Genomic DNA, 19,683 nt, shown 5'->3' with positions numbered 1-19,683 from the left:
GTGGGGAATATTCGGATATTCTCGCAATGTAATCGTTTACATCAAGCCGCGATGCGGCATCGAGAGCCTTAACGTCATGAGCAGCTACCGCTTTCCCGACGGCTTCCTTTGGGGCGCCGCCACGTCCGCCTATCAGATCGAAGGCTCGCCGCTGGCCGATGGCGCCGGCCCGAGCATCTGGGAGCGCTTCGCCCATACCCCCGGGATGATGGTCGGCGGCGACACCGGCGACATCGCTTGCGACCACTACAACCGCTACAAGGACGACGTGCAGTTGATGAAGGCGCTGGGCCTGAAGGGCTACCGCCTGAGCGTTAACTGGGCGCGCGTGCTGCCCGAAGGCACCGGCCGCATCAATCAGAAGGGCCTGGATTTCTATTCACGCCTGGTCGACGAGCTGCTCGCCAACGGCATCGCACCGAATGTCACCCTGTTCCACTGGGACCTGCCGGCGGCGCTCGATGACCGCGGCGGCTGGCTCAACCGCGATGTCGCGCACTGGTTTGCCGAGTACGCCGAAGTGATGTTCAAGGCGCTGGACGGCCGCGTGCAGCGCTGGTCCACGCTCAACGAACCCTGGGTGGTCACCGATGGCGGCTACCTGCACGGCGCGCTCGCACCGGGTCATCGCAGCAAATACGAAGCGCCTATTGCAGCGCACAATCTGATGCGCGCCAGCGGTGCCGGCATCCAGGCCTATCGCGCACACGGCAAGCACGAGATCGGCGTGGTGTTCAACATTGAGCCAAAGTACCCGCATTCGCAGAGCGCCGAAGATCTGGCCGCCACGCGACGCGCGCACGCCTATATGAATGAGCAGTTCGCCGACCCGGCGCTGCTGGGCAGCTACCCGCCCGAGCTCAAGGAAATCTTCGGCGAGGCTTGGCCGGATTTCCCGGAGGACGATTTCAAGCTGACCCAGCAGAAGGTCGATTTCGTCGGCATCAATTACTACACCCGCGCCGTGGTTAAGCACGACCCGAACCAGTACCCGCTCAAGGCGACGCCGGTACGCCAGCCCAACAAGACCTACACCGAGACCGGCTGGGAAGTATTCGAGCAGGGCCTGACCGATACGTTGACCTGGTTCAAGAGCCGCTACGGCGATATCCCGATGTACATCACCGAGAACGGTTCGGCCTTCTATGACCCGCCGGTGGCCGAGGCCGAGGTGCTGGACGACCCGCTGCGCACAAACTATTTACGCAAGCATTTGAAGGCCTTGCGCAAAGCCATCGATGCCGGCGTCAATCTGAAGGGTTACTACGCCTGGTCATTGCTGGATAATCTCGAATGGTCGTTGGGGTTTTCTAAACGCTTCGGCCTGTACCATGTGGATTTCGCCACGCAAAAACGTACGCCCAAGGCGACGGCGAAACTTTATGCCAAGGTGATCGAAAGCAACGGCGCGGTGCTGGATGACTGATTCGGACCGAAAGAGGCTTGCGTGACCCGCTCTGCCAGGATTTTTCATGAGTTCTTCCGCTAGCAGTCACACCCTTCTCGCCGACCTCGGCGGCACCAATGTCCGTTTTGGCCTGGCCGATTGCACGCAATCGGACCCGTTGCTGCACGATACCGTTCGTCGTTATCGCGTGAAGGACTTCGGCTCGCTCGCCGAAGCGATCCGCCAGTACCACAGCGACACCGGCCTGACCGCGAAAAACGCGGTCATCGCCGCGGCCGGCCGCATCAGCGACGGCGAAACCGTCAAGATCACCAACAACCCCTGGTCCATCGCGGCGCACAAGTTGTCCGACGAACTGAAGATGGACTGGGTGCATCTGGTCAACGATTTCGCCGCGCAAAGCATGGCGGTGATCCTGCTCAAGCAGAACGACCTGGTGCCAGTGGGCAAGCTCGCCCTGCCCGATATCGGCGCACATCAGGAACAGACCTTCTGTGTGGTCGGCCCCGGTACCGGCCTGGGCGTCGGCGGCCTGTTGGTGCGCGACGGTCACTGCAGTGTGTTGCAGACCGAAGGCGGCCACGCCGGCTTTGCCGCGCATAGCCCCGAAGACATCGATATCCTCAAGTATCTCAATGGCAAGTTCGGCCGCGTGTCGAATGAACGCCTGATCTGTGGCCAGGGCCTGGTCAATCTGTATGACGCGATCTGCGCCATCGCCGGCCAGAAGCCGGACGACCTGCTGCCCGAAGACATCACCGAACGTGCCAACAACAACAGCGACCCGATCTGCGTGCGCACGGTCGAAACGTTTGCCGGCATCTTCGGCAGCGTCGCCGGCGACCTGGTGCTGACGCTCGGCGCATGGGACGGCGTGTATCTCACCGGCGGCCTGATCCCGATCCTGCTGCCGTGGCTGGGACGTGGACATTTCCGCGAACGCTTCGAAGCCAAGGGCCGTTTCCGCGACATCATGGAGAAGGTCCCGACGCAGGCGATCATGAATCCCGAGCCAGGCCTGATCGGTGCCGCTGCGCTGGCCGTGATCGAATCAGGACGCCCCATCCTCGCCGAACGGCGTCGTTGATCGAGGTACGCAGGTGCTCCGCTTCTGGCGCAAGCGGCAAGTCCAGATCGACCCGGAAATGCTTCGGGCGGAGCAACTGAACGCAGGTCTCGCCCTGGCGATGGAATGGGGCGAGAACTGGTTGAAGCCGATCCAGCCGCGCTTGCGCCTGCGCTACCCGCAACTTGCGCAAGCCGAACTCGATGAATTCAATCGCCTCTGCCAGGAGGCGATGAAGTTCGGCCACGACACGGTCTATCAATTGGCCATGACCGCCGGCAACCACACCCACATCCGCGATTTCGAGCCGCTGTTCAAGGCGCGCTACCCATGGGCGGACAACAAGAACATCACGCACCTGTTCAGTCAGGGCATGTATTACGCATGGAAAGACGGCGGCCTTTCGTAAACTAGCCGCCCCTCGCATTCCTTCTTGGAGAAACGCATGTCGCGCGCCAACACGGCCTTTCTGTTCGATCTCGACGGCACCTTGATCGATAGCGTCTATCAGCACGTACTGGCGTGGAAAGAAGCGCTGGACAAGGAAGGTGTCGAACTTTCGGTATGGCGCATCCATCGCAAGATCGGCATGAGCGGCGGCCTGTTCACCAACATCCTGCTGCGCGAGACCGGGTTGGAAATTACCGAAGAGCGGCTCGCGCGCTTGCGCCAATGGCACGCCGAAGCCTACCAGCGCCAGGCCATGCACGATGACGTGCGCCCGCTACCCGGTGCACGCGAGCTGCTCCAATACCTCACCGAACAGGAAATTCCCTGGGCGATCGCCACCAGCGGGCGCATGGAAACGGCAAAGCACAACCTCGACATATTGGGCGTCGATCCGGACAAGGTACCGGTGGTGACGCGCGATCAGGTACGCCATGCCAAGCCCGATCCCGATCTCTTCATCACGGCGGCGGAGCGTCTGGGCATCGACATCCAGAAATCGCTGGTGATCGGCGACAGCATCTGGGACATGCTCGCCGCGCAGCGCTGCCGTGCGCTCGGCGTGGGCGTGTTATCGGGCGGCTACGGGCAACAGGAGTTGGAAAGCGCAGGGGCGTTTCGCGTCTATGAGGACCCGGCCGATCTGCTCAAGCATATTGATGAAGTAGCGGCGCGTAGCTGACGCCCGAGAATCTCGACGAACCTCCTGCTCGTCATCCCGGCGCAGGCCGGGATGACGAATCGGAAGGGTTCTTAGAGGTTCCCTTCAGTCGCGACACTCTCAAACTCACGCAACAAAACCGATCCGCGAAGACCTGACGCCCGGCTTCAGCGCCTGCTCGCCGCGCAGCCACTGCAGAAGTTCGCGTTCGCCACAGCCGGCATTCGCTTCGAGTCGCCGACTGAGCGCAGCAAAGTCGCCGGGCGCGAGGCAATCGAGCAGGCCGAGCTCACGCATGCGTTCGGGTTCCTCCATGTCCCGTTTCAAATCGAAACGCTGCACATAGTGTTCAAGCAGATGCCTGCGCTGCTGCAGATCCAGCCACTCGAAGCGCAGCTTGAAATCGAAGCGCCGCAGCGCGGCCGCGTCCAAGCTGTCCATCAAATTGGTAGACGCCACGAAGATGCCCTCGAAGTCTTCCAGTCGGGTCAGCAATTCGTTGACTTGGGTGACCTCCCAACTGCGCTGCGCACCTTGCCGATCACGCAGAAAGCCATCGGCTTCGTCGAGACAAAGCACCGCGCCCTCGCGTTCGGCCTCACGAAACATCCGTGCGATGGCCTGCTCGGTCTGACCGATATAGGGACCGAGCAGATCCGCGGCACGACGCTTCAACAAAGGCCGATCCAGACGCTCGGCAATATGCGCAGCCAGTGCCGTCTTGCCGGTGCCCGGCGGCCCATACAGGCAAAGTCGTCCGCTCGGCTGCCGTTGCAATAAATCGAGCACGGGGGCAATCGGCTGATCGGTACGTAACAGCGCGGTGTCGAACCTCACCGAGCGACGACTCCGTCCAAGTGCTGGCAACCCGCGCGACTGCAGGATTTCGTTGAGCGAATCGCGCAAGATGCGCTCTGCGTCCACGCCCTCCACGTGTCGCATTCGATCGAGCATACGCGCGGCACGATCGTAGTGCGCGGGCGCAAAGGCATCGTTCGATGCGATGTCGTCCAGCAGCGAAGGGGCGATATTCCAGTCCTGCAATCGATGTTGCAGCATCGCTCGTCGGGTGCTGCGCGTCGGTGGCGTCAGTTCCAGCACCACGTCGAAACGACGCAGCTGGGAATCATCCATCCTTCCCAGACCATTACCGATCCAGATACAGGGAACGCGAGACATCTCCAGCTGCCGATTGAGCCAGCTCTTGTAATTGACCGCGCCGCCCCAGCCGCTCTCCGATGACCCCAGGACGTCCTCGATTTCATCGAACAGCAGCAAAGCCCGCCGGTTCGCCGCCAGCGCGCGCTGAGCCGCTTCGTATGCCTTCAGTCGACTGCGTCCTTCGATCGGATCGCCCTGGCTGTCGGCGGTGCGCACGAGATAGAGCGTACGACCCAAAGCCCCGGCAAGCGTCCTCGCCAGCTGGGTCTTGCCAGTGCCTGGCGGCCCATACAACAAGACATTCGCTGCCTTGCCATCATCAGGCAACGTATCGAGGCAGGCTCGAATCCGTTCAACGTCCGCTTGAACGTGCGCATAGTCGGTCAGCGTCAACTCGCCAGGACCTGCCAATTCAAAGAGCTGTTCGAGATAGGCCGACGCATCGTTCGCATCGTCGCTCACGGCGGCGAGAACGCCATCGCCGAGCTCGACACAGTCGGCCGCCCCACCGTAGTTGCCGTGGTAGATCGAGATGAGTCCACTGGACAGCAGCGGACCCTTCACGCGCAAACTGCGGCGCAGCCGGTCCTGCGGCAACCCCAGCGCATCGCCCAGCAGGCGCAGGATGCCCGCGCGATTGGACGGGTAGCGTTTCTCGTCACGCGCAGCGGCTCCGAGCATGTCGTCGCCATGGACCGCGCAGAAAAATGCAAATACCAGCAGCGCATCCGCATCGAGCGAAAACACGCGGGCGAGATCGGCGAACAACGGGTGCTGCCCTGCCCGGGTAGCCGGCCGGCTATCGTTTCGATCGAGCATCGCCGCCACCTTGGCACGCAAGGCGTCGCGTTCTTCCGCACAGCGACGCACGCGCAGGCGACGCAGCCCCTGGTAAATCAAAGTAAAGAGCGCGCCGTCATCGTTCGCACTCGCATCGAGGCGAGCGCTATACAGACGCAGCAACCATAGGCGTGCCCATCCGGCACGCAGATTCCGTGTAGACGTATTCATCATTTCACCAGCGCAACGAGCGCCAAAGACAAAGGTTCACGACAACGCGACAGGACGGTCCTGTGCGATGCAAACGTCCCTCAGGACGCGGTGAAAAGCCTCGAGTGATTGATGACACGCATGACGGCAGCCCCTTAGGCTGGGTAGTAAAGTGCGCGCACTCTAGCGGGGCAAAGCTGCGCGTGCAAGTGTCCACCGAAAACAAAAAAGCCGGCAACGCCGGCTTTTTTGCTACAGGGCTGAAGGCTTATTTCTGCTTCAGGCCACGATCGATCAGCATCGGCTCCACGCTCGGGTCCTTGCCGCGCCACGTGCGGTACATCGTGCTCAGGTCCTGGGTATTGCCTTGCGACAAGACCATCTTGCGGAAGCGATCGCCGTTCTCGCGGGTCAGGCCGCCGTGCTCCTTGAACCATTCGAAGCTGTCGTCGGCGAGCATCTGCGTCCACAGATAGGCGTAGTAACCGGCCGCATAGCCGTTGCCCCAGATGTGCTGGAAGTAGCTCGAACGGTAACGCGGCGGCACATAGCTGAGGTCGATCTTGTTCTTCTTCAGCGAATCGCTTTCGAACTTGTCGGCATCCTGTTTCGGCGCATCGGCACCGAGCGAATGCCAATCCATGTCGAGCAGGGCAGCGGCGACCAGTTCGGTCATGTCGTAGCCCTTGTTGAAGTTGCCGGCCTTCTTGATCTTGTCGACCAACGCCTGCGGCATCGGTTCGCCGGTCTTGTAGTTCTTGGCGAAGTTGGCGAACACCTTCGGGTCGGTTGCCCAATGCTCGTTGAACTGCGACGGGAACTCGACAAAGTCGCGCGCAGTGCTGGTGCCCGACAACGAGGGGTACTGCGAGTCGGCAGACATGCCGTGCAGGGCGTGACCAAACTCGTGGAACATGGTGATCACGTCGTCGAACGACAGCAACGCCGGCTGGCCGTCGGCGGGCTTGGTGAAGTTGGCCACGTTGTACACGACAGGCTTGTTACCCAGCAGCTTGGACTGATCGACCAGGTTGCTCATCCAGGCGCCGCCGCCCTTGTTGTCGCGCTTGAAGTAATCGCAATAGAACAGCGCCATCGACTGACCATTGGCGTCGAACACTTCGAATACGCGCACGTCCGGCTGCCACACCGGGATGTCCTTGCGTTCCTTGAAGGTCAGGCCGTAAAGCTGGTTGGCCGCATAGAACACGCCGTTCTGCAGCACGTTATCCAGCTCGAAATACGGCTTGATCTGGCTTTCATCCAGATCGTACCGGGCCTTGCGCACCTGCTCGGCGTAGTGCTCCCAGTCCCACGCGGCGACCTTGAAGCCACCCTTCTGCGCATCGATGACCGACTGGACGTCCTTCGCCTCGGTCTGCGCGCGCGCGGTGGCCGCAGGCACCAGGTCCTGCATGAACTTGATCGCCGCCTCGGGTTTCTTCGCCATCTGGTCTTCGAGCTTCCACGAAGCATAGTTCGGGTAGCCGAGCAGTTGGGCCTGCTGCGCGCGGATCTGTGCGATGCGCTCGATCATGTCGCGCGTGTCATTGGCGTCGTTCTTCTCCGTACGCCCCCACGATGCCTTGAACAACGATTCGCGCGTATCGCGATCGCTCAAATCCTGCAGCGCCGGCTGCTGCGTGGTGTTCTGCAGCACGACGACGTATTTACCGTCGAGCTTGCGATCCTTGGCTGCGCTTTGGGCGGCCGTGATTTCAGCGTCGGAGAGGCCCGCCAGCTTGGATTTGTCATCCACCACCAAGGCCGCGTCCTTGGTGGCGGCCAGCAGCTTGTTGGAGAACTGGGCGCTCAGCGAGGATTCTTCCTTATTGAGATCCTTCAGCTTGGCCTTGTCGGCGTCGGACAGCTTGGCGCCGCCACGCACGAAGTTCTTGTAGGTCACTTCGACCAGGCGCAGCGATTCGGGATCGAGCTTCAAGGCGTCGCGCTGGTTGTAGATCGCCTCGATACGCGCGAACAGTTTGCCGTTGAGCGTGATGGCGTCCTGGTGCTCGGAGAGCTTGGGCGCTTCCTCTTCCTGCACTTTCTGCAGCAGATCGCTGGTGTTGGCACCGGTGACGGTATCGAATGCCCGCAACACACGGGTCAGCATCGCGCCGGTCTTTTCCATCGCGACGATCGTGTTGTCGAACGTCGGCGGTTCCGGATTATTGGCGATCTTTTCGATCTCGGCCAGATGCTGCTTCATGCCCTCTTCGATCGCCGGCTCGTAATCGGATTCCTTGATCTTGTCGAACGGCGGCGCCTGATAAGGCAGCGTGCTGGCGGCATAGAAAGGATTGCTTGAAATGGATGCGGCAGCCGCCGGCGCTGCCGCGGCGGAACTCGGAGCGGCCGGCTGTTGTGCGGACTTGGAGGCATCCTGGGACTGCTGCGAGCAGGCGCCGAGCGCAAGAGAAGTGGCGATGACGAGCAAACGAAGACGTAACATTGGGGCTCCCCGGGTGAAAAGGTGCCGCGCCTGCCCGGCGCGACTGGAACAAGATAGTTCTCGACTCTAACCACAGCCGGTCTCTTATTCCAAGACCCACAAGCCATGCATGGCCGAGCATTTCGACATGAAAACGGCCGCGGGTGGACGCGGCCGCACATGATCGACCTGGCTTGCGGCTCAGCGCATGTCGCGCAGCTGCCAGGCCGGTCCGATCAGAAGATTCAGGCGGTGGCGCACGATGCTCATTGGCAAGCTGGTGACCGCCTCGACATCGGTCTTGAGATCGGCCACCTTGCCGGTGACCTTCGCATTGGCGTCGGTCGCACCCAGGCTCGGGTCGACTTCATCGGGCTCGGCCTGTTTGGCGCGCCACCGTTCGAACAAGACCGGGCTGCGCAACGCTTCTTGCAGTGCAGCAGCGAAATCGTTGGGGCCTGCGCCGTCGTAGCTCAGATCCGGGTCGTTGCCACGCGCGTGAGCCAGGTCGGCAATGGAAAGAAAGTAATGATGGAGCGACGACATGAATGCCTCCTGCAAAAGGTTGAAGTCGATAGGGCGGCTGCGTCCGGGCAGGCGCTCAGCATAGCAAAGCCATCGCGTCGGCCAGCGCATCGCTCGCCTGCTCCGGTGACGTGCCATACGGCAGCACCCCCAGGCATGGTGCCGGCAATAGTTCCCGCAACGTCGTGAGGTTTTCGTCGACTGCCGCCATCGACGGATCGATGCGATTGCCGATCCAGCCGACCAGCCGGCAGCCATCAGCCTCGATCGCCCGCGCGCTGAGCAAAGCATGATTGAGACAGCCCAGTCTGAGCCCCACCACCAGGATCACCGGCAGTTGCCAGGTCCGTGCGATATCCGAGGCGAACAACCCCGGCGCCAGGGGCACCAGCCAGCCGCCGACGCCCTCGACGACCACGGCATCGTGATCGCGGCAAAGCAGATCGAATGCCGTGCGCAATGGATCCAGCGAGATCTGCTTGTGCTCATGCAGCGCAGCCAGATGTGGCGACAGCGGCTCACGCAAGGCGATCGGATTGATGGTGTCGTACGGTGCGTGCGGGACGCTGCTCGCATCGATCAGCGCAAGCGCATCGTCGTTGCGCAATCCGTTCGGTGTTTCAACGCATCCGCTGGCAACAGGTTTCATCCCGCATGCGCGGTGTTGCGCTTTTTGCAATGCGTGCAACAAGGTGCAGCTCGCATGCGTCTTGCCGACACCGGTATCGGTACCGGCGATAAACCAGGCGCTGCTCATGCGTCGGCAGCCAACATGCGTCGAGCCCAGCGTCCGGTCAACGAATAGACAAACGTAAGCAGGAAATAGATGCAACCCGGAAGGGCGCTCCACCAGTGGCCATCAGGTGCTACCAACGCCACCAGCACCGAAAGCAACGCAACGGCCATCGAACCCACCTGCACATACAACGATTCGCGCGCCTCGATCATTTCCTCGCGCGAGGCATCGTGCATATGCCGCAGGCTGTGCCGGTAGAGCAAAGCCAGGCAACCGGCCATGCACGCATAGGCCGAGCCGTAGCACAGATAGAGCAAGGTCATGTCGTGGGCCTGCTCGATCACCAGCGCATCGGGCAGCAGCCTGCCGGTAAATCCGTTGTAGACCGCGCTGAACATGGCGGAGAAGACCATGTTGAGCGGGTAGACGAAAATCAGTGCAAAGAACACCAGCATCAGGCTGATCTGTACGCTGGTGGTGTCATGCACGCGGCAACGCTCGCGCCAGCGCACATGGCGATACCAGAACACCAGCATGGTGGCGAAGCTGCAGGCGAACGCAGGGATGCGGTTCAAGGCCAGCAGCATCTCGTGCAAGTCGCGCGGCACCTCGGTGCCGGCGATCGCCAGGATGCTTACCGCGAAGGCGAACGCCGCATCGAAAAACCCATCCAGACGGTGCGCCTCGATCAGGCCCGCTCGTTGCTTGCGCTGTTGTTCGTCCATAGTGGTTCTCGCGCCCCCCCCCTAAAGAGCAGGAGTTTACGCGAAGAGGCAAGAGCCCCCCCTCACCCCAACCCTCTCCCCCGGCAGAGCCAGGGGAGAGGGAGCTTGACTGAGGTGACCTCGGTGTTTCGCTCTTGCGTAACCTGCCCCCTCTCCCCTGGCTCTGCCGGGGGAGAGGGCTGGGGTGAGGGGGTGCTCTCAGCTCTTACTCTTGCACTTCGCCCCACCCCATCCCATCTTCACCGTCTGACCGCCATCATCCCCAGGCCCCACTCATGTTCGAAATCCAAACCAACACCGCCGCCAGCAAACCCGAGCTCTACCAGGACCTGTGCGAGCAGGCGCGCGGCATCCTGGCCGGCGAGCCGAATGTGATCGCCAACGCCGCGAATTTTGCCGCCCTCGTCTATCACAGCCTGCCGGACTTCAACTGGGCTGGCTTTTATCTCTATGACGGCACCGAGCTGGTCGTCGGCCCGTTCCAGGGCAAGCCGGCCTGCATCCGCATCGCGCTGGGCCGCGGCGTCTGCGGCACCGCGGCCGAGTCGCGCCAGACCCAGCTGGTTCGCGACGTACATGAATTCGAAGGACATATCGCCTGCGATGCGGCGTCCAATTCAGAGATCGTGGTGCCGTTGGTCAATGCCGACGGCAGCCTGTTCGGCGTGTGGGACGTGGACAGCCCCTCGGTCGGGCGCTTCGATGACGAAGACCGCGCCGGCATGGAGGCGCTTTGTGCGGTCTTCATGGAAGCGGTCAAAGCGAGCCATTAAAGGAATCGCGAAAAACCTCAGTCTTCATCATCGCCCTGGCCTTCGCCCGGGCGATGAGTAGGGAGGTTTTGCTTCCCCTCTTCACTCATCGCTCGCAACTCGTCCTTCTCGAAGCAGCCGCATCACCGCCTCCCGCGCCTCCTCCACGCCGGTGCCGGCAGGTGAGGAGAAAATCTGCGCCGTGGCGTGCAAGCCATCCGGAAAGCTCTTGCGCATTGCCGCCAACGCCTGCGCGGCCTGGTTGCGCGAAAGCTTGTCCGCCTTGGTCAGCAGCAGATGGCAGGGCAAACCGGTGGCGAAGCAGAATTCCAGCATCATCCGGTCGAATTCCTTCAGCGGATGGCGGATATCGGCGATCAGCACGACACCCCGCAGGCTCTTGCGCTGATTCAGATAGGCGTCGATTTCCTGCTTCCAGTGCTCGCGCAACGGCTCGGGCACCTTGGCATAACCGTAGCCAGGCAGGTCGATCAGGCGCGCCTCCAGCGATGGCTGTCCCTCGCCCTGCGCCACGGGGGGCAACGAAAAAGCCACCATCTGCTGCGTGCGGCCCGGCGTCTTGGAGGTGCGCGCGAGGCCACGGTGCCCCGTCAACGCATTGAGTGCGCTGGATTTGCCGGCATTGGAGCGGCCGGCGAACGCGACTTCCGCACCGCTATCGGCCGGCAGTTGATGGACACGATGGGCGGCCAGCACGAACTGTGCGCCCTGTAGAGGATTCGACATGGTTTGACCGGCTTCGATGGCGCAGTGATAATTCCGAGGTTTCTGCCAGTTGCGGTCAGCAAGACTTGCGCGCCGTGCAGCCAAAGCAGTTCTTCGGGAGACAAGTGTATGAGTTTTCGGCCTGTCGGTTTTCGGCCCGCTGTACTTGGAGTTGTCTTTACCCTCGCCTCTGCGCTCTCCATTGGCGTGGTGACTGCACAGGAAGCCAACAAACCGGCCGCCGCTGCCAGTGCCACCCAACCGGCCGCGGCAGCGAGTTCCGCCACGAAAGCCCCGGCTACCGCCGAAGCTGCGCCCGCCACGGCCGCCGCCGCGGTGAAGCCCGGCGATGCGGCCGCCGGTGCCGGCAAGGCTGCGGCCTGCGGTGCCTGCCATGGCATCGACGGCAATTCCTCCGATGCGCAATACCCCAAGCTCGCCGGCCAGCACGAGTCGTACATCGTGCGCCAGCTGGAGAACTTCAAGAACGGCAAGCGCAATAACCCGATCATGGTCGGCATGGCCTCGCCGCTGTCCGAGCAGGACATGCACGATATCGGTGCGTACTTCGCCAGCAAGACCTCGCTGCCGGGCGTCGCCGACGAAGCGCTGGTCGAGCAGGGCCAGAAGCTGTTCCGCGAAGGCGACACCGCTCGTGGCATCCCGGCTTGCATGGCCTGTCACAGCATCGACGGTCGCGGCAATCCGGGCGCGATCTACGCCCAGTTGACCAGCCAGCACGCGCAGTACATCCAGGCCACACTGAAAGCCTGGCACGACGGCGGCAACTGGGGCGACGACGCCCACGCCAAGATCATGCCGGCCATTGCGCAGAAGCTGGACGACAAGGACATCGCCGCGCTGGCCAGTTATGTTGAAGGCCTACATGCGGCCGAAAGCGGCAGCGATACACCGGCTACCAAGTAATTCTCTAGACTACCTATCGCCGGCCTAGCGCCGGCGATATTGTTTTAAGCCCCATCCCCTGTAACTCGTTCCATGAGGTTTTCCATGTTGAAGCGCCTGCCGTTCCTGTTTGCCGCCGTCCTGGCGGTCGCCGCTTGCAGCCATGACAGCGATAACGCGAGTGCTCCACAGTCGCCCGCACCGAGCGCCAGCACCGCACCGGCCGCTCCGGCCAGCGCTGCTCCGACACCGGCAACGTCTGCGGCACCCGCGCAGGCATCCACCGCCGCGCCGGCGCCAGCGGCCAGCGCCCCCGTCGCGGCGGATGCCAAGCCGACTACGCCCTTTGTCGACAACGGCAAATGGGTCGAAGGCAAGAACTACGACCTGATCGAACCGCAGCAGCCCAAGGTGAGCGACACCAACAAGGTGGAAGTGGTCGAGGTGTTCTCCTACGGCTGCCCGGCGTGCAATGCATTCCATACCACGGTCGATCAGATGGCCAAGGAACTGCCGTCGAACGCGACCCTGGTGTTCCTGCCGGTGTCGTTCAATCCGGCTGAGAACTTCCCGATGTTCCAGCGCGCCTATTTCACCGCGCAGGCGCTGGGCGTGGCCGACAAGGGCGCCGATGCCATGTACGACGCCGCCTGGAAGACCAAGGAACTGAGCTCGGAAAACCCCAACGGCCGTGGCCTGAAGCCGTCAGACGCTCTGCCGACGATCGACGATGCCGCCAAGGTCTATGCCAAGGTTGGCGCCGATCCGAAGGAATTTGCCGCGGTCGCCAACTCGTTCGCGATCAACACCAAGATGAAGCGCGCCGACGAGCTGGTGCAGAAGTACGGTGTGATGCAGACGCCAACGATCGTCATCAATGGCAAGTACCGTTACACCGTGAGCCAGGCCGGTGGCTATCCGCAGACGATCGAGCTGGCCCAGTGGCTGATCTCGAAGGAAGCGGCTGGCAAGTAAGGCCGGATCGAACCGAATGGCATCGATACGGTCTCAAACCCGGCGATCCGGGCTGACCTGACTATTCCCGGTGGCTCGCGGCCACACTTATGGAGAGAGTTTCATGTTGTTGAAGCGTTTTGCCCGTCTGCGGCTGATCACCCTGCTTGGCGGCCTGCTGCTTACCAGCGCGTGCACGGCTCAGAACTCAGGCGATCAGGCGGCAGCCCCCTACACGGATGGCACCGAGTACGTGACGCTCCCCGCGCCGAACCATCGCTATAGCGACAGCGGCAAGGTGGAAGTGGTCGAGGTGTTCTCCTACGGTTGTATCCATTGCGCGCACTTCGCGCCCAAGGCTGAAGAGCTGCGCAAGCAGTTGCCGCCAGGCGTCGAGTTCAAACTGCTGCCTGCCGCGTTCAGCGACGAATGGCTGCCGTACGCGCGCGCCTATTACGCCGCCAAGAAGCTGGGCGTGGTCGATCAGACGCATCTGGCCCTGTTCAAGGCGAAGTTCGACGACCACTACCCGATCTCCACGCTCGACGAGCTGGCCGACTTCTACGCGCACCAGGGCGTGGACCGCGCCAAGTTCATGGAGATCGCCAGCTCCGACGAAGTGACGGCGCAGATCAAGAAAGATCTCGACCTGATCAAGTCCTGGGGTGTCACCGGTACGCCGACCCTCGTTGTCGACGGCAAATACCGCAGCAACGAAATCAAGACGCTGGATCAGCTGGTTGCCATGACCCAATGGCTGGCCAAGCGCGATTTGAACGGCGGCAAATAAGCCGCACCGTGTGCGAGGCGTCCACCGCGCCTCGCACACCGTTGGTGAGCATTGACGTAACGCTCACCTTGCGATGGCGATCGTCATCGTCCTCGAGTACTTAAATGGCTATGGACCGTCCTGCCCCGCCACCCGCCGAGCGCCGTCTGCGCTTGCTGAGCTGCAACATCCTCGCCGGCGCCAGCGTGCAGCGTTATAGCGAGTACTTCACTCGCTCGATCAACGCGGTGCTGCCTGGGCGCAGCAAACTGGACAATCTCGACCGTCTCGCCGAGGTGCTGCCACAGTTCGACGTGATCGGTTTGCAGGAAGCCGATGCCGGCAGCCTGCGCTCGGGCTTTCTCAACCAGACCCGTTATCTGGCCGAAACGGCCGGCATGCCGTTCTGGAGCCACCAGCCCAATCGGCCGATCGCGCGCCTTTCGCACACTGCCAACGGTTTGATCAGCCGGCTCGAACCGACCCAGGTACTCGATTACGCGTTGCCCAGCCGCGTCCCCGGGCGTGGCGCGATGCTCGCCCGTTTTGGTGAAGGCAACGATGCACTCGCGATCATGATCGCGCATCTTTCGCTGAGTGCCGTCGCCAGGGCGCGTCAGCTCGGCTTTATTGCCGAGGTGCTGCGCGATTATCGACACGCCGTGTTGATGGGCGACCTCAATACCGACGTGCACAGCGCGGAGATGCGTTATCTCTTCAGCCACTCCGTGCTGCAGCCGCCACCGCAGGCCACCTTGACCTTCCCCAGCTGGCGACCGCGCAAGGCGCTGGACCACATTCTTACGTCCGAAGCGATCCGGCTCGACAAGCTCTGGGCACTGCCGCAAGCGTTTTCCGATCATCTGCCGGTTGCCGCGGAAATCATCCTGCCTGGCCATGCCGCACCGCGCGCGCATAAACTGCGCCGATGAAATCCGCCTTTCGCATCTCCCTTCCGTGGCTGCTCATCGTGCTGGCTGGCGTTGCCGCCGCCCTGGTGCGCTATCTGTTTATCGAGCCGGCCAACCTTGCGCACCTGTGCGAAGAAAGCAACGGCCCTGCCTGGTGCGGTATTCGCCAGGCCATCGTGATCGCCTTCTACAGCTATGGGCTCGGTTATGCCGCGCTGGCCGCCACCGTGCTTGCACTGGCGTGGAAGCATCGGGTGTCGGCCTGTCTTGCGGCCATGCTCGGCTTTATCGCGCTGGTGATGTACTGCTATGAAGCCGGCGCATTGGCGCTATTGATCGGCAGCCTGCGGCTGATTCGACTTCAGGCGAATAGCCTGGAACCAGCCGATGAGAATGGGCAGCGCAATGGCCAGGTTCAAGCCCAGCCATAACCAGGTCGACGTATCGAGCCCCAGCTCCTGCGCAACCACCACGGCAGCGAGCGCCGGCAACCAGAACGCCAGAAAGCGCTCTTCGGCCAGTGGCGCGAGCAGGTTGCGGCCACGATCGAGCCAACCGAGCACGGCATAGCCGATACACGGCAGCGCAAACAGTCCCAGCGGAAAATCGCGATAGCGGCCGTCGAACACCAATAACAGGCCGAGCAAGGCGAGCGCGAACATCCAGCCCGCACGCCACCAGCGCAAGCGCAGCCCGCTATGTGGCGACGCCGTGCCGGTCAGCCGCGCGACGATGCGACGTATCAGGGTGATCGCCGTGATCAGCGCCAGTACGCAGGCTCCGATCGAAATACTCCATTCCAGCCGATCGCGGCAGGCATAGAACGCCTGCCGATACTGCCAGGCCAGCGCGGTGCCGCTGGCAAAGCCGGCCAACAGCAAGGCGAGCCAACCGTTCGCACCGCGCCACTGTCTGCGCCAGCTGCCGGCCAGTGCGAACAACAGCGCTGCGGCCAGGCCGCTGTAGATACCCCATAGCCAGTGCGATTCCTCGACCACCGGCCCCTTCATCGGAAACTTTGGCTGGGCGTCGACATCGAAAATGCCCCAATAACCGCCGACCGTACCTTCCTGTGCCCGCTTCCATGGCTGGTCGAAGGCCTCGATCACGTTGTATGGCATGTCTACGCTGCCGGCATAGGCGAGGAACTCGCGCATGTAGCGCGCCTCGTTGACCAGGCTCGCACTCGCCTCGCGACGCGGGCGCCCCGCACTCGGCCAGCCGGTTTCGCCGATCATTATCTGACGGCCTGGAAAAGACGCTTTCAGCTTGGCATATACGTCGGCGACGTGCCGTACCGCGTGCTCCGGCGGCACGGGCTCGTCTTCCCAGTAAGGCAGGATATGGATGGTGAGATAATCGACCGCACGGGCCATCTGCGGATAGCGCAGCCAGAACTCCCACACGTCGGCATAGGTGATCGGCACGGAACGCGGAATCTGCGCACGCACCTCGGCGGCGTAAGCGGCCAGCGCCTTGGGCGAAAGCTCGCCACGGAGCAGCACTTCGTTGCCGACGACCACGCCACGCAGCACCTCCGGATGCGCCTTTGCCGTGGCGATGCCCATCTCGATTTCATGCGCGTTGACCTTCAACTCGCGGCTCAGCCACATGCCCATCAACACTTTCATGTGATAGCGGCCGGCGATCTCGGGCACCTTGTCCAGACCGTGGCTTTGCGAATACGTACGCACGCAGTCGAAGCGTTGCGACAGCGCCTTCAGATCGGCATCGATGCGCTCGGGGCTGATCGTCGCGTTCAAGTCGAACGGTGTTTCGCCCGGCATGCGAAACGGCGCATAGGAAACGCAGGCAATGCGCGAGGTCGGTGCATCGGGCAAGTCGACCGGCCGGCCGATAGCCCACCACCACCATGCGCCGGCCAGGGCGGCAAGCACCAGCGCGAGCCATGCCGGCCACAGCGAGCGGAAGGACGGAGGGGACAAAGGCTGCATGCACTTTCCATCAAGGGCGCCGACCGCGACGCCGGGCTAACGCCTGAGTTTAACAGCGCTGCCGTCGTGGTCGCTTCTTGAGGGATCTGGACGGTTGTCGAAGTTTATGGGGTGACTTCGGGGGACTTGAATAATCTCAGTTTCTCCGAGTCGTCATCCCGGCGCAGGCCGGGACCCAGTGGCTTCGGTTGCCGGTTTTCGCACTGGAGCAAATGCTTGATGATTTGCGCGACAACCAATCACAAAGCCACTGGGTCCCGGCCTGCGCCGGGATGACGAGTAGGAAGGGTTATTGGAGGCTCACTGACGTCGCCCTCACCACGCATATATTCGCAACGCCCGCGTATTCATCGCCGAGTCGCGCAAGACCGCTTATCTTCATGGGCTTGCCATCCGCTCCAGCGCATTTGCCGGTGTGAACTACCATTCCGGTTCATTACTGAAGGAATAGTCATGTCCGAACCCACACGGCCGCTTCGAATCCGACGCCTGCTTTTGTTGACCGCCGGCTGGCTGCTGCTCGCCGGTGTCGCGTTCGCCGACGAACCGAGCGAGGCGCAACGCGCCGCGTTCCGGCAAGCCTATGCCACGGCCCAGCAAGGTGGCGACGCCTGGCGCGAACAAGCCAGGGGGCTGGACGACTATCCCTTGTACCCGTACCTCGAAGCCGCATCGCTCACGCACGATCTGCGCCAGCTCGATCGCGCCGCCATCGAGGATTACCTGCGCCGCTATCCGGACCTGATCCCCGCCGCCGACCTGCGTCGCGATTTCCTGCTTGAGCTGGCACGCCGCAAGGATTGGGATACTTTTCTCGCGCTCTACCAACCCGGCATCAACGACACGCTGAGCTGCGATGCGCTACAGGCGCGCCTGTCCAAGGGCGAAAAGCTCGACTTCGACAAGGACCTGGGCACGCTGTGGACCAAGCCAAGCCTGCCTGCAGCCGCTTGCGAGCCGGTGCTTGGCGCCGCCTACGATCAAGGCCTGTTGACCTCGGCGCGCCTGTGGGACCGTATCGATCGTGCCGCGGATGCCAACCAGGGCGGCACCGTCGCTACGCTTGCGCAGTGGTTGCCTGACAGCGAAAAGCAGGCCGGACAACGCCTGGCCAGCGCCCTGAGCGATCCCGGCGGCGCCGTCGCCGCTGCGGCGACCTGGCCCGACACGCCGCGCCATCGCCAGGCCGCGATGCTCGCTTTGCAGCGACTTGCCCGACGTCAGTCCGGCAGCGCCGACCAAGGTTGGCAAAAGCTGGAGCACCACTTCAACTTCAGCCCCGCACAACGTGGGCGCATCTTGAACGCACTGGCCGTCTTTCACGCCACCGATTTCGACGAGACCGCCCTCGCACGCCTCGCCGCACTGCCGACCGACGCGCAAACCGATTCCAGTCGCGAGTGGCGCGTGCGCGTCGCCCTGTCGCAGCAGGATTGGCCGGCCGTGCTCGCCGCGATCGACGCGATGCCGCAGGCACAGCGTGACGACGGCGAATGGCGCTGGTTCAAGGCTCGCGCGCTGGACGGACTCGATCGCCACCAAGCGGCGCAAAGCGAGCTCGTTCCGCTGGCGCGCGAATCGACCTACTTCGGTTTTCTCGCGGCCGACAAGCTCGATACCAACTATGCGATCTGTCCGCTCACCTTGCCGGCCAACCCACAGCGCGAGCAGTCGCTGCTTGCCAATATCGGCCTGCAGCGCGCGTTCGAGCTGTATTACGTTGGACTGCCCAAGCTGGCGCGGCGCGAGTGGTCCCGCGCGCTGGACGGTGCCGACCCCGATACGTTGCGCCAGGCGGTCGATCTGGCCTATCGCCGCGGCTGGTACGACCGCGCGGTGTTCACGCTCAATGGCGGCGACGCGTTGCGCTATTACGAGCAGCGATTCCCGCTGGCCGGGCAGGACGGCCTGGTACCGCAGGCACAACAGGCCGGCATCGATCCGGCTTGGGCCTACGGCATCCTGCGCGCGGAAAGCGCCTGGATGAGCGATGCCCGCTCCGCTGCCGATGCCCGCGGACTGATGCAGCTGTTGCCTGGCACGGCGGCGCTGGTAGCCAAGCGTAACGGCCTGCCTTGGAATGGCGGCGAAAGTCTGTACGACCCGGTGGTCAATGTCGCATTAGGCACGCGCTATCTCGCGCAGCTGGCCGCACGTTTCAACGGCGCGCCCTGGATCTCCAGCGCGGCCTATAACGCCGGTCCCGCACGCGTCGATCAGTGGCTGGCTGCACGCGGCAGTCTGGCGCCGGATCTGTTCGTGGCGAGCATCCCGTTCAAGGAGACGCGCGAGTACGTCGCCCGCGTCATGGCCTTTGCGGTTATCTACGATTGGCGCATGAACGGCAAGGCCATCGCCTTGGCCGAGCGCATGCCGGCAATCGGCGGCGCCTACCAACTGCCGACTGAGCAAAGCCGGCGCAAGCTGGTGACCTGCCCGGCCGTCGTCGCTCCGGCCAAGGCCGAATCGAACGGCGCACCGGCAGCGCTGGAACCACCGGCCGGTGCCAGTTCGGCGCAGCCGGCGCCATCGGCGAGCGTGCGCTAACGCTATCTCT

The 19,683-nt window shown here is 62.9% G+C and carries 18 protein-coding genes; 11 read left to right on the top strand and 7 right to left on the bottom strand.

Features of this window, described 5'->3' with window-relative positions; translation table 11 throughout:
* Window positions 1-76: 76 nt before the first annotated feature.
* The 4 genes from QMG46_RS06345 to QMG46_RS06330 are packed head-to-tail and all read left to right on the top strand — an operon-like array spanning window position 77 to window position 3,603.
* Window positions 77-1,426, top strand: coding sequence for a GH1 family beta-glucosidase (locus QMG46_RS06345; RefSeq protein WP_281851645.1), 1,350 nt, complete (start codon window positions 77-79; stop codon window positions 1,424-1,426).
* A gap of 46 nt (window positions 1,427-1,472) precedes the next feature.
* Window positions 1,473-2,495: a glucokinase gene (gene glk / locus QMG46_RS06340; protein ID WP_281851644.1), complete on the top strand. Its 1,023-nt coding sequence runs from the start codon at window positions 1,473-1,475 to the stop codon at window positions 2,493-2,495.
* 13 nt (window positions 2,496-2,508) lie between these two features.
* Window positions 2,509-2,883: a hypothetical protein gene (locus QMG46_RS06335; RefSeq protein WP_281851643.1), complete on the top strand. Its 375-nt coding sequence runs from the start codon at window positions 2,509-2,511 to the stop codon at window positions 2,881-2,883.
* Between the two features lie 36 nt (window positions 2,884-2,919).
* Entirely contained in the window at window positions 2,920-3,603 is a 684-nt protein-coding gene (locus tag QMG46_RS06330; RefSeq protein WP_281851642.1) for an HAD family hydrolase, read from the top strand.
* A 105-nt stretch (window positions 3,604-3,708) separates the two neighbouring features.
* Here the strand turns inward: QMG46_RS06330 and QMG46_RS06325 are convergent, their stop codons facing one another.
* The 5 genes from QMG46_RS06325 to QMG46_RS06305 form a co-directional block, all read right to left on the bottom strand.
* Entirely contained in the window at window positions 3,709-5,754 is a 2,046-nt protein-coding gene (locus QMG46_RS06325) for an AAA family ATPase (protein ID WP_281851641.1), read from the bottom strand.
* Window positions 5,755-6,001: 247 nt separating this feature from the next.
* A complete protein-coding gene (dcp, locus tag QMG46_RS06320; RefSeq protein WP_281851640.1) occupies window positions 6,002-8,188 on the bottom strand; it encodes a peptidyl-dipeptidase Dcp in 2,187 nt (728 codons plus the stop codon).
* Window positions 8,189-8,368: 180 nt separating this feature from the next.
* Window positions 8,369-8,713: a hypothetical protein gene (locus QMG46_RS06315; RefSeq protein ID WP_281851639.1), complete on the bottom strand. Its 345-nt coding sequence runs from the start codon at window positions 8,711-8,713 to the stop codon at window positions 8,369-8,371.
* A 55-nt stretch (window positions 8,714-8,768) separates the two neighbouring features.
* Window positions 8,769-9,449 carry a dethiobiotin synthase gene (bioD, locus tag QMG46_RS06310; RefSeq protein WP_281851638.1) on the bottom strand — a complete coding sequence of 227 codons (681 nt, stop codon included), beginning with the start codon at window positions 9,447-9,449 and terminating at the stop codon, window positions 8,769-8,771.
* Window positions 9,446-10,153 (bottom strand): TMEM175 family protein, encoded by a 708-nt coding sequence (locus QMG46_RS06305; RefSeq protein ID WP_281851637.1) that lies wholly within the window; start codon window positions 10,151-10,153, stop codon window positions 9,446-9,448. Before QMG46_RS06305 ends, bioD begins: the two co-directional genes overlap by 4 nt.
* A 275-nt stretch (window positions 10,154-10,428) precedes the next feature.
* Here QMG46_RS06305 and QMG46_RS06300 point away from each other — a divergent pair, with 275 nt between their 5' ends.
* Window positions 10,429-10,926, top strand: a complete 498-nt coding sequence (locus QMG46_RS06300; protein ID WP_281851636.1) for a free L-methionine (R)-S-oxide reductase MsrC — start codon at window positions 10,429-10,431, stop codon at window positions 10,924-10,926.
* A gap of 81 nt (window positions 10,927-11,007) precedes the next feature.
* Here the strand turns inward: QMG46_RS06300 and yihA are convergent, their stop codons facing one another.
* Window positions 11,008-11,652, bottom strand: coding sequence for a ribosome biogenesis GTP-binding protein YihA/YsxC (yihA, locus tag QMG46_RS06295; protein ID WP_281851635.1), 645 nt, complete (start codon window positions 11,650-11,652; stop codon window positions 11,008-11,010).
* Between the two features lie 108 nt (window positions 11,653-11,760).
* Between yihA and QMG46_RS06290 the strand changes: the two genes are divergently transcribed.
* The 5 genes from QMG46_RS06290 to QMG46_RS06270 all read left to right on the top strand — a co-directional run bounded on the left by QMG46_RS06290 (window position 11,761) and on the right by QMG46_RS06270 (window position 15,602).
* On the top strand, window positions 11,761-12,558 hold the full coding sequence (locus QMG46_RS06290; RefSeq protein WP_281851634.1) for a c-type cytochrome: 798 nt from the start codon (window positions 11,761-11,763) through the stop codon (window positions 12,556-12,558).
* An 84-nt stretch (window positions 12,559-12,642) separates the two neighbouring features.
* Window positions 12,643-13,512, top strand: coding sequence for a thiol:disulfide interchange protein DsbA/DsbL (locus QMG46_RS06285; protein ID WP_281851633.1), 870 nt, complete (start codon window positions 12,643-12,645; stop codon window positions 13,510-13,512).
* A 106-nt stretch (window positions 13,513-13,618) separates the two neighbouring features.
* Window positions 13,619-14,281: a thiol:disulfide interchange protein DsbA/DsbL gene (locus QMG46_RS06280; RefSeq protein ID WP_281852824.1), complete on the top strand. Its 663-nt coding sequence runs from the start codon at window positions 13,619-13,621 to the stop codon at window positions 14,279-14,281.
* 110 nt (window positions 14,282-14,391) lie between these two features.
* Window positions 14,392-15,192 (top strand): endonuclease/exonuclease/phosphatase family protein, encoded by an 801-nt coding sequence (locus QMG46_RS06275; protein ID WP_281851632.1) that lies wholly within the window; start codon window positions 14,392-14,394, stop codon window positions 15,190-15,192.
* Window positions 15,189-15,602 (top strand): hypothetical protein, encoded by a 414-nt coding sequence (locus QMG46_RS06270; protein ID WP_281851631.1) that lies wholly within the window; start codon window positions 15,189-15,191, stop codon window positions 15,600-15,602. Before QMG46_RS06275 ends, QMG46_RS06270 begins: the two co-directional genes overlap by 4 nt.
* Here QMG46_RS06270 and QMG46_RS06265 read toward each other — a convergent pair.
* Complete coding sequence (locus tag QMG46_RS06265; RefSeq protein ID WP_281851630.1) at window positions 15,501-17,126, bottom strand: glycoside hydrolase family 17 protein; 1,626 nt, start codon at window positions 17,124-17,126, stop codon at window positions 15,501-15,503. The genes QMG46_RS06270 and QMG46_RS06265 overlap by 102 nt on opposite strands.
* Window positions 17,127-17,579: 453 nt before the next feature.
* Between QMG46_RS06265 and QMG46_RS06260 the strand changes: the two genes are divergently transcribed.
* Complete coding sequence (locus QMG46_RS06260; protein WP_281851629.1) at window positions 17,580-19,673, top strand: transglycosylase SLT domain-containing protein; 2,094 nt, start codon at window positions 17,580-17,582, stop codon at window positions 19,671-19,673.
* Window positions 19,674-19,683 lie beyond the last annotated feature (10 nt).

This window comes from Dyella sp. GSA-30 (assembly GCF_027924605.1).
In the GTDB taxonomy this organism is placed as follows: Bacteria; Pseudomonadota; Gammaproteobacteria; order Xanthomonadales; family Rhodanobacteraceae; genus GSA-30.
The sequence above is the reverse complement of the archived record's forward strand: the minus strand, read 5'-3'. Positions and strand labels throughout refer to the sequence as shown.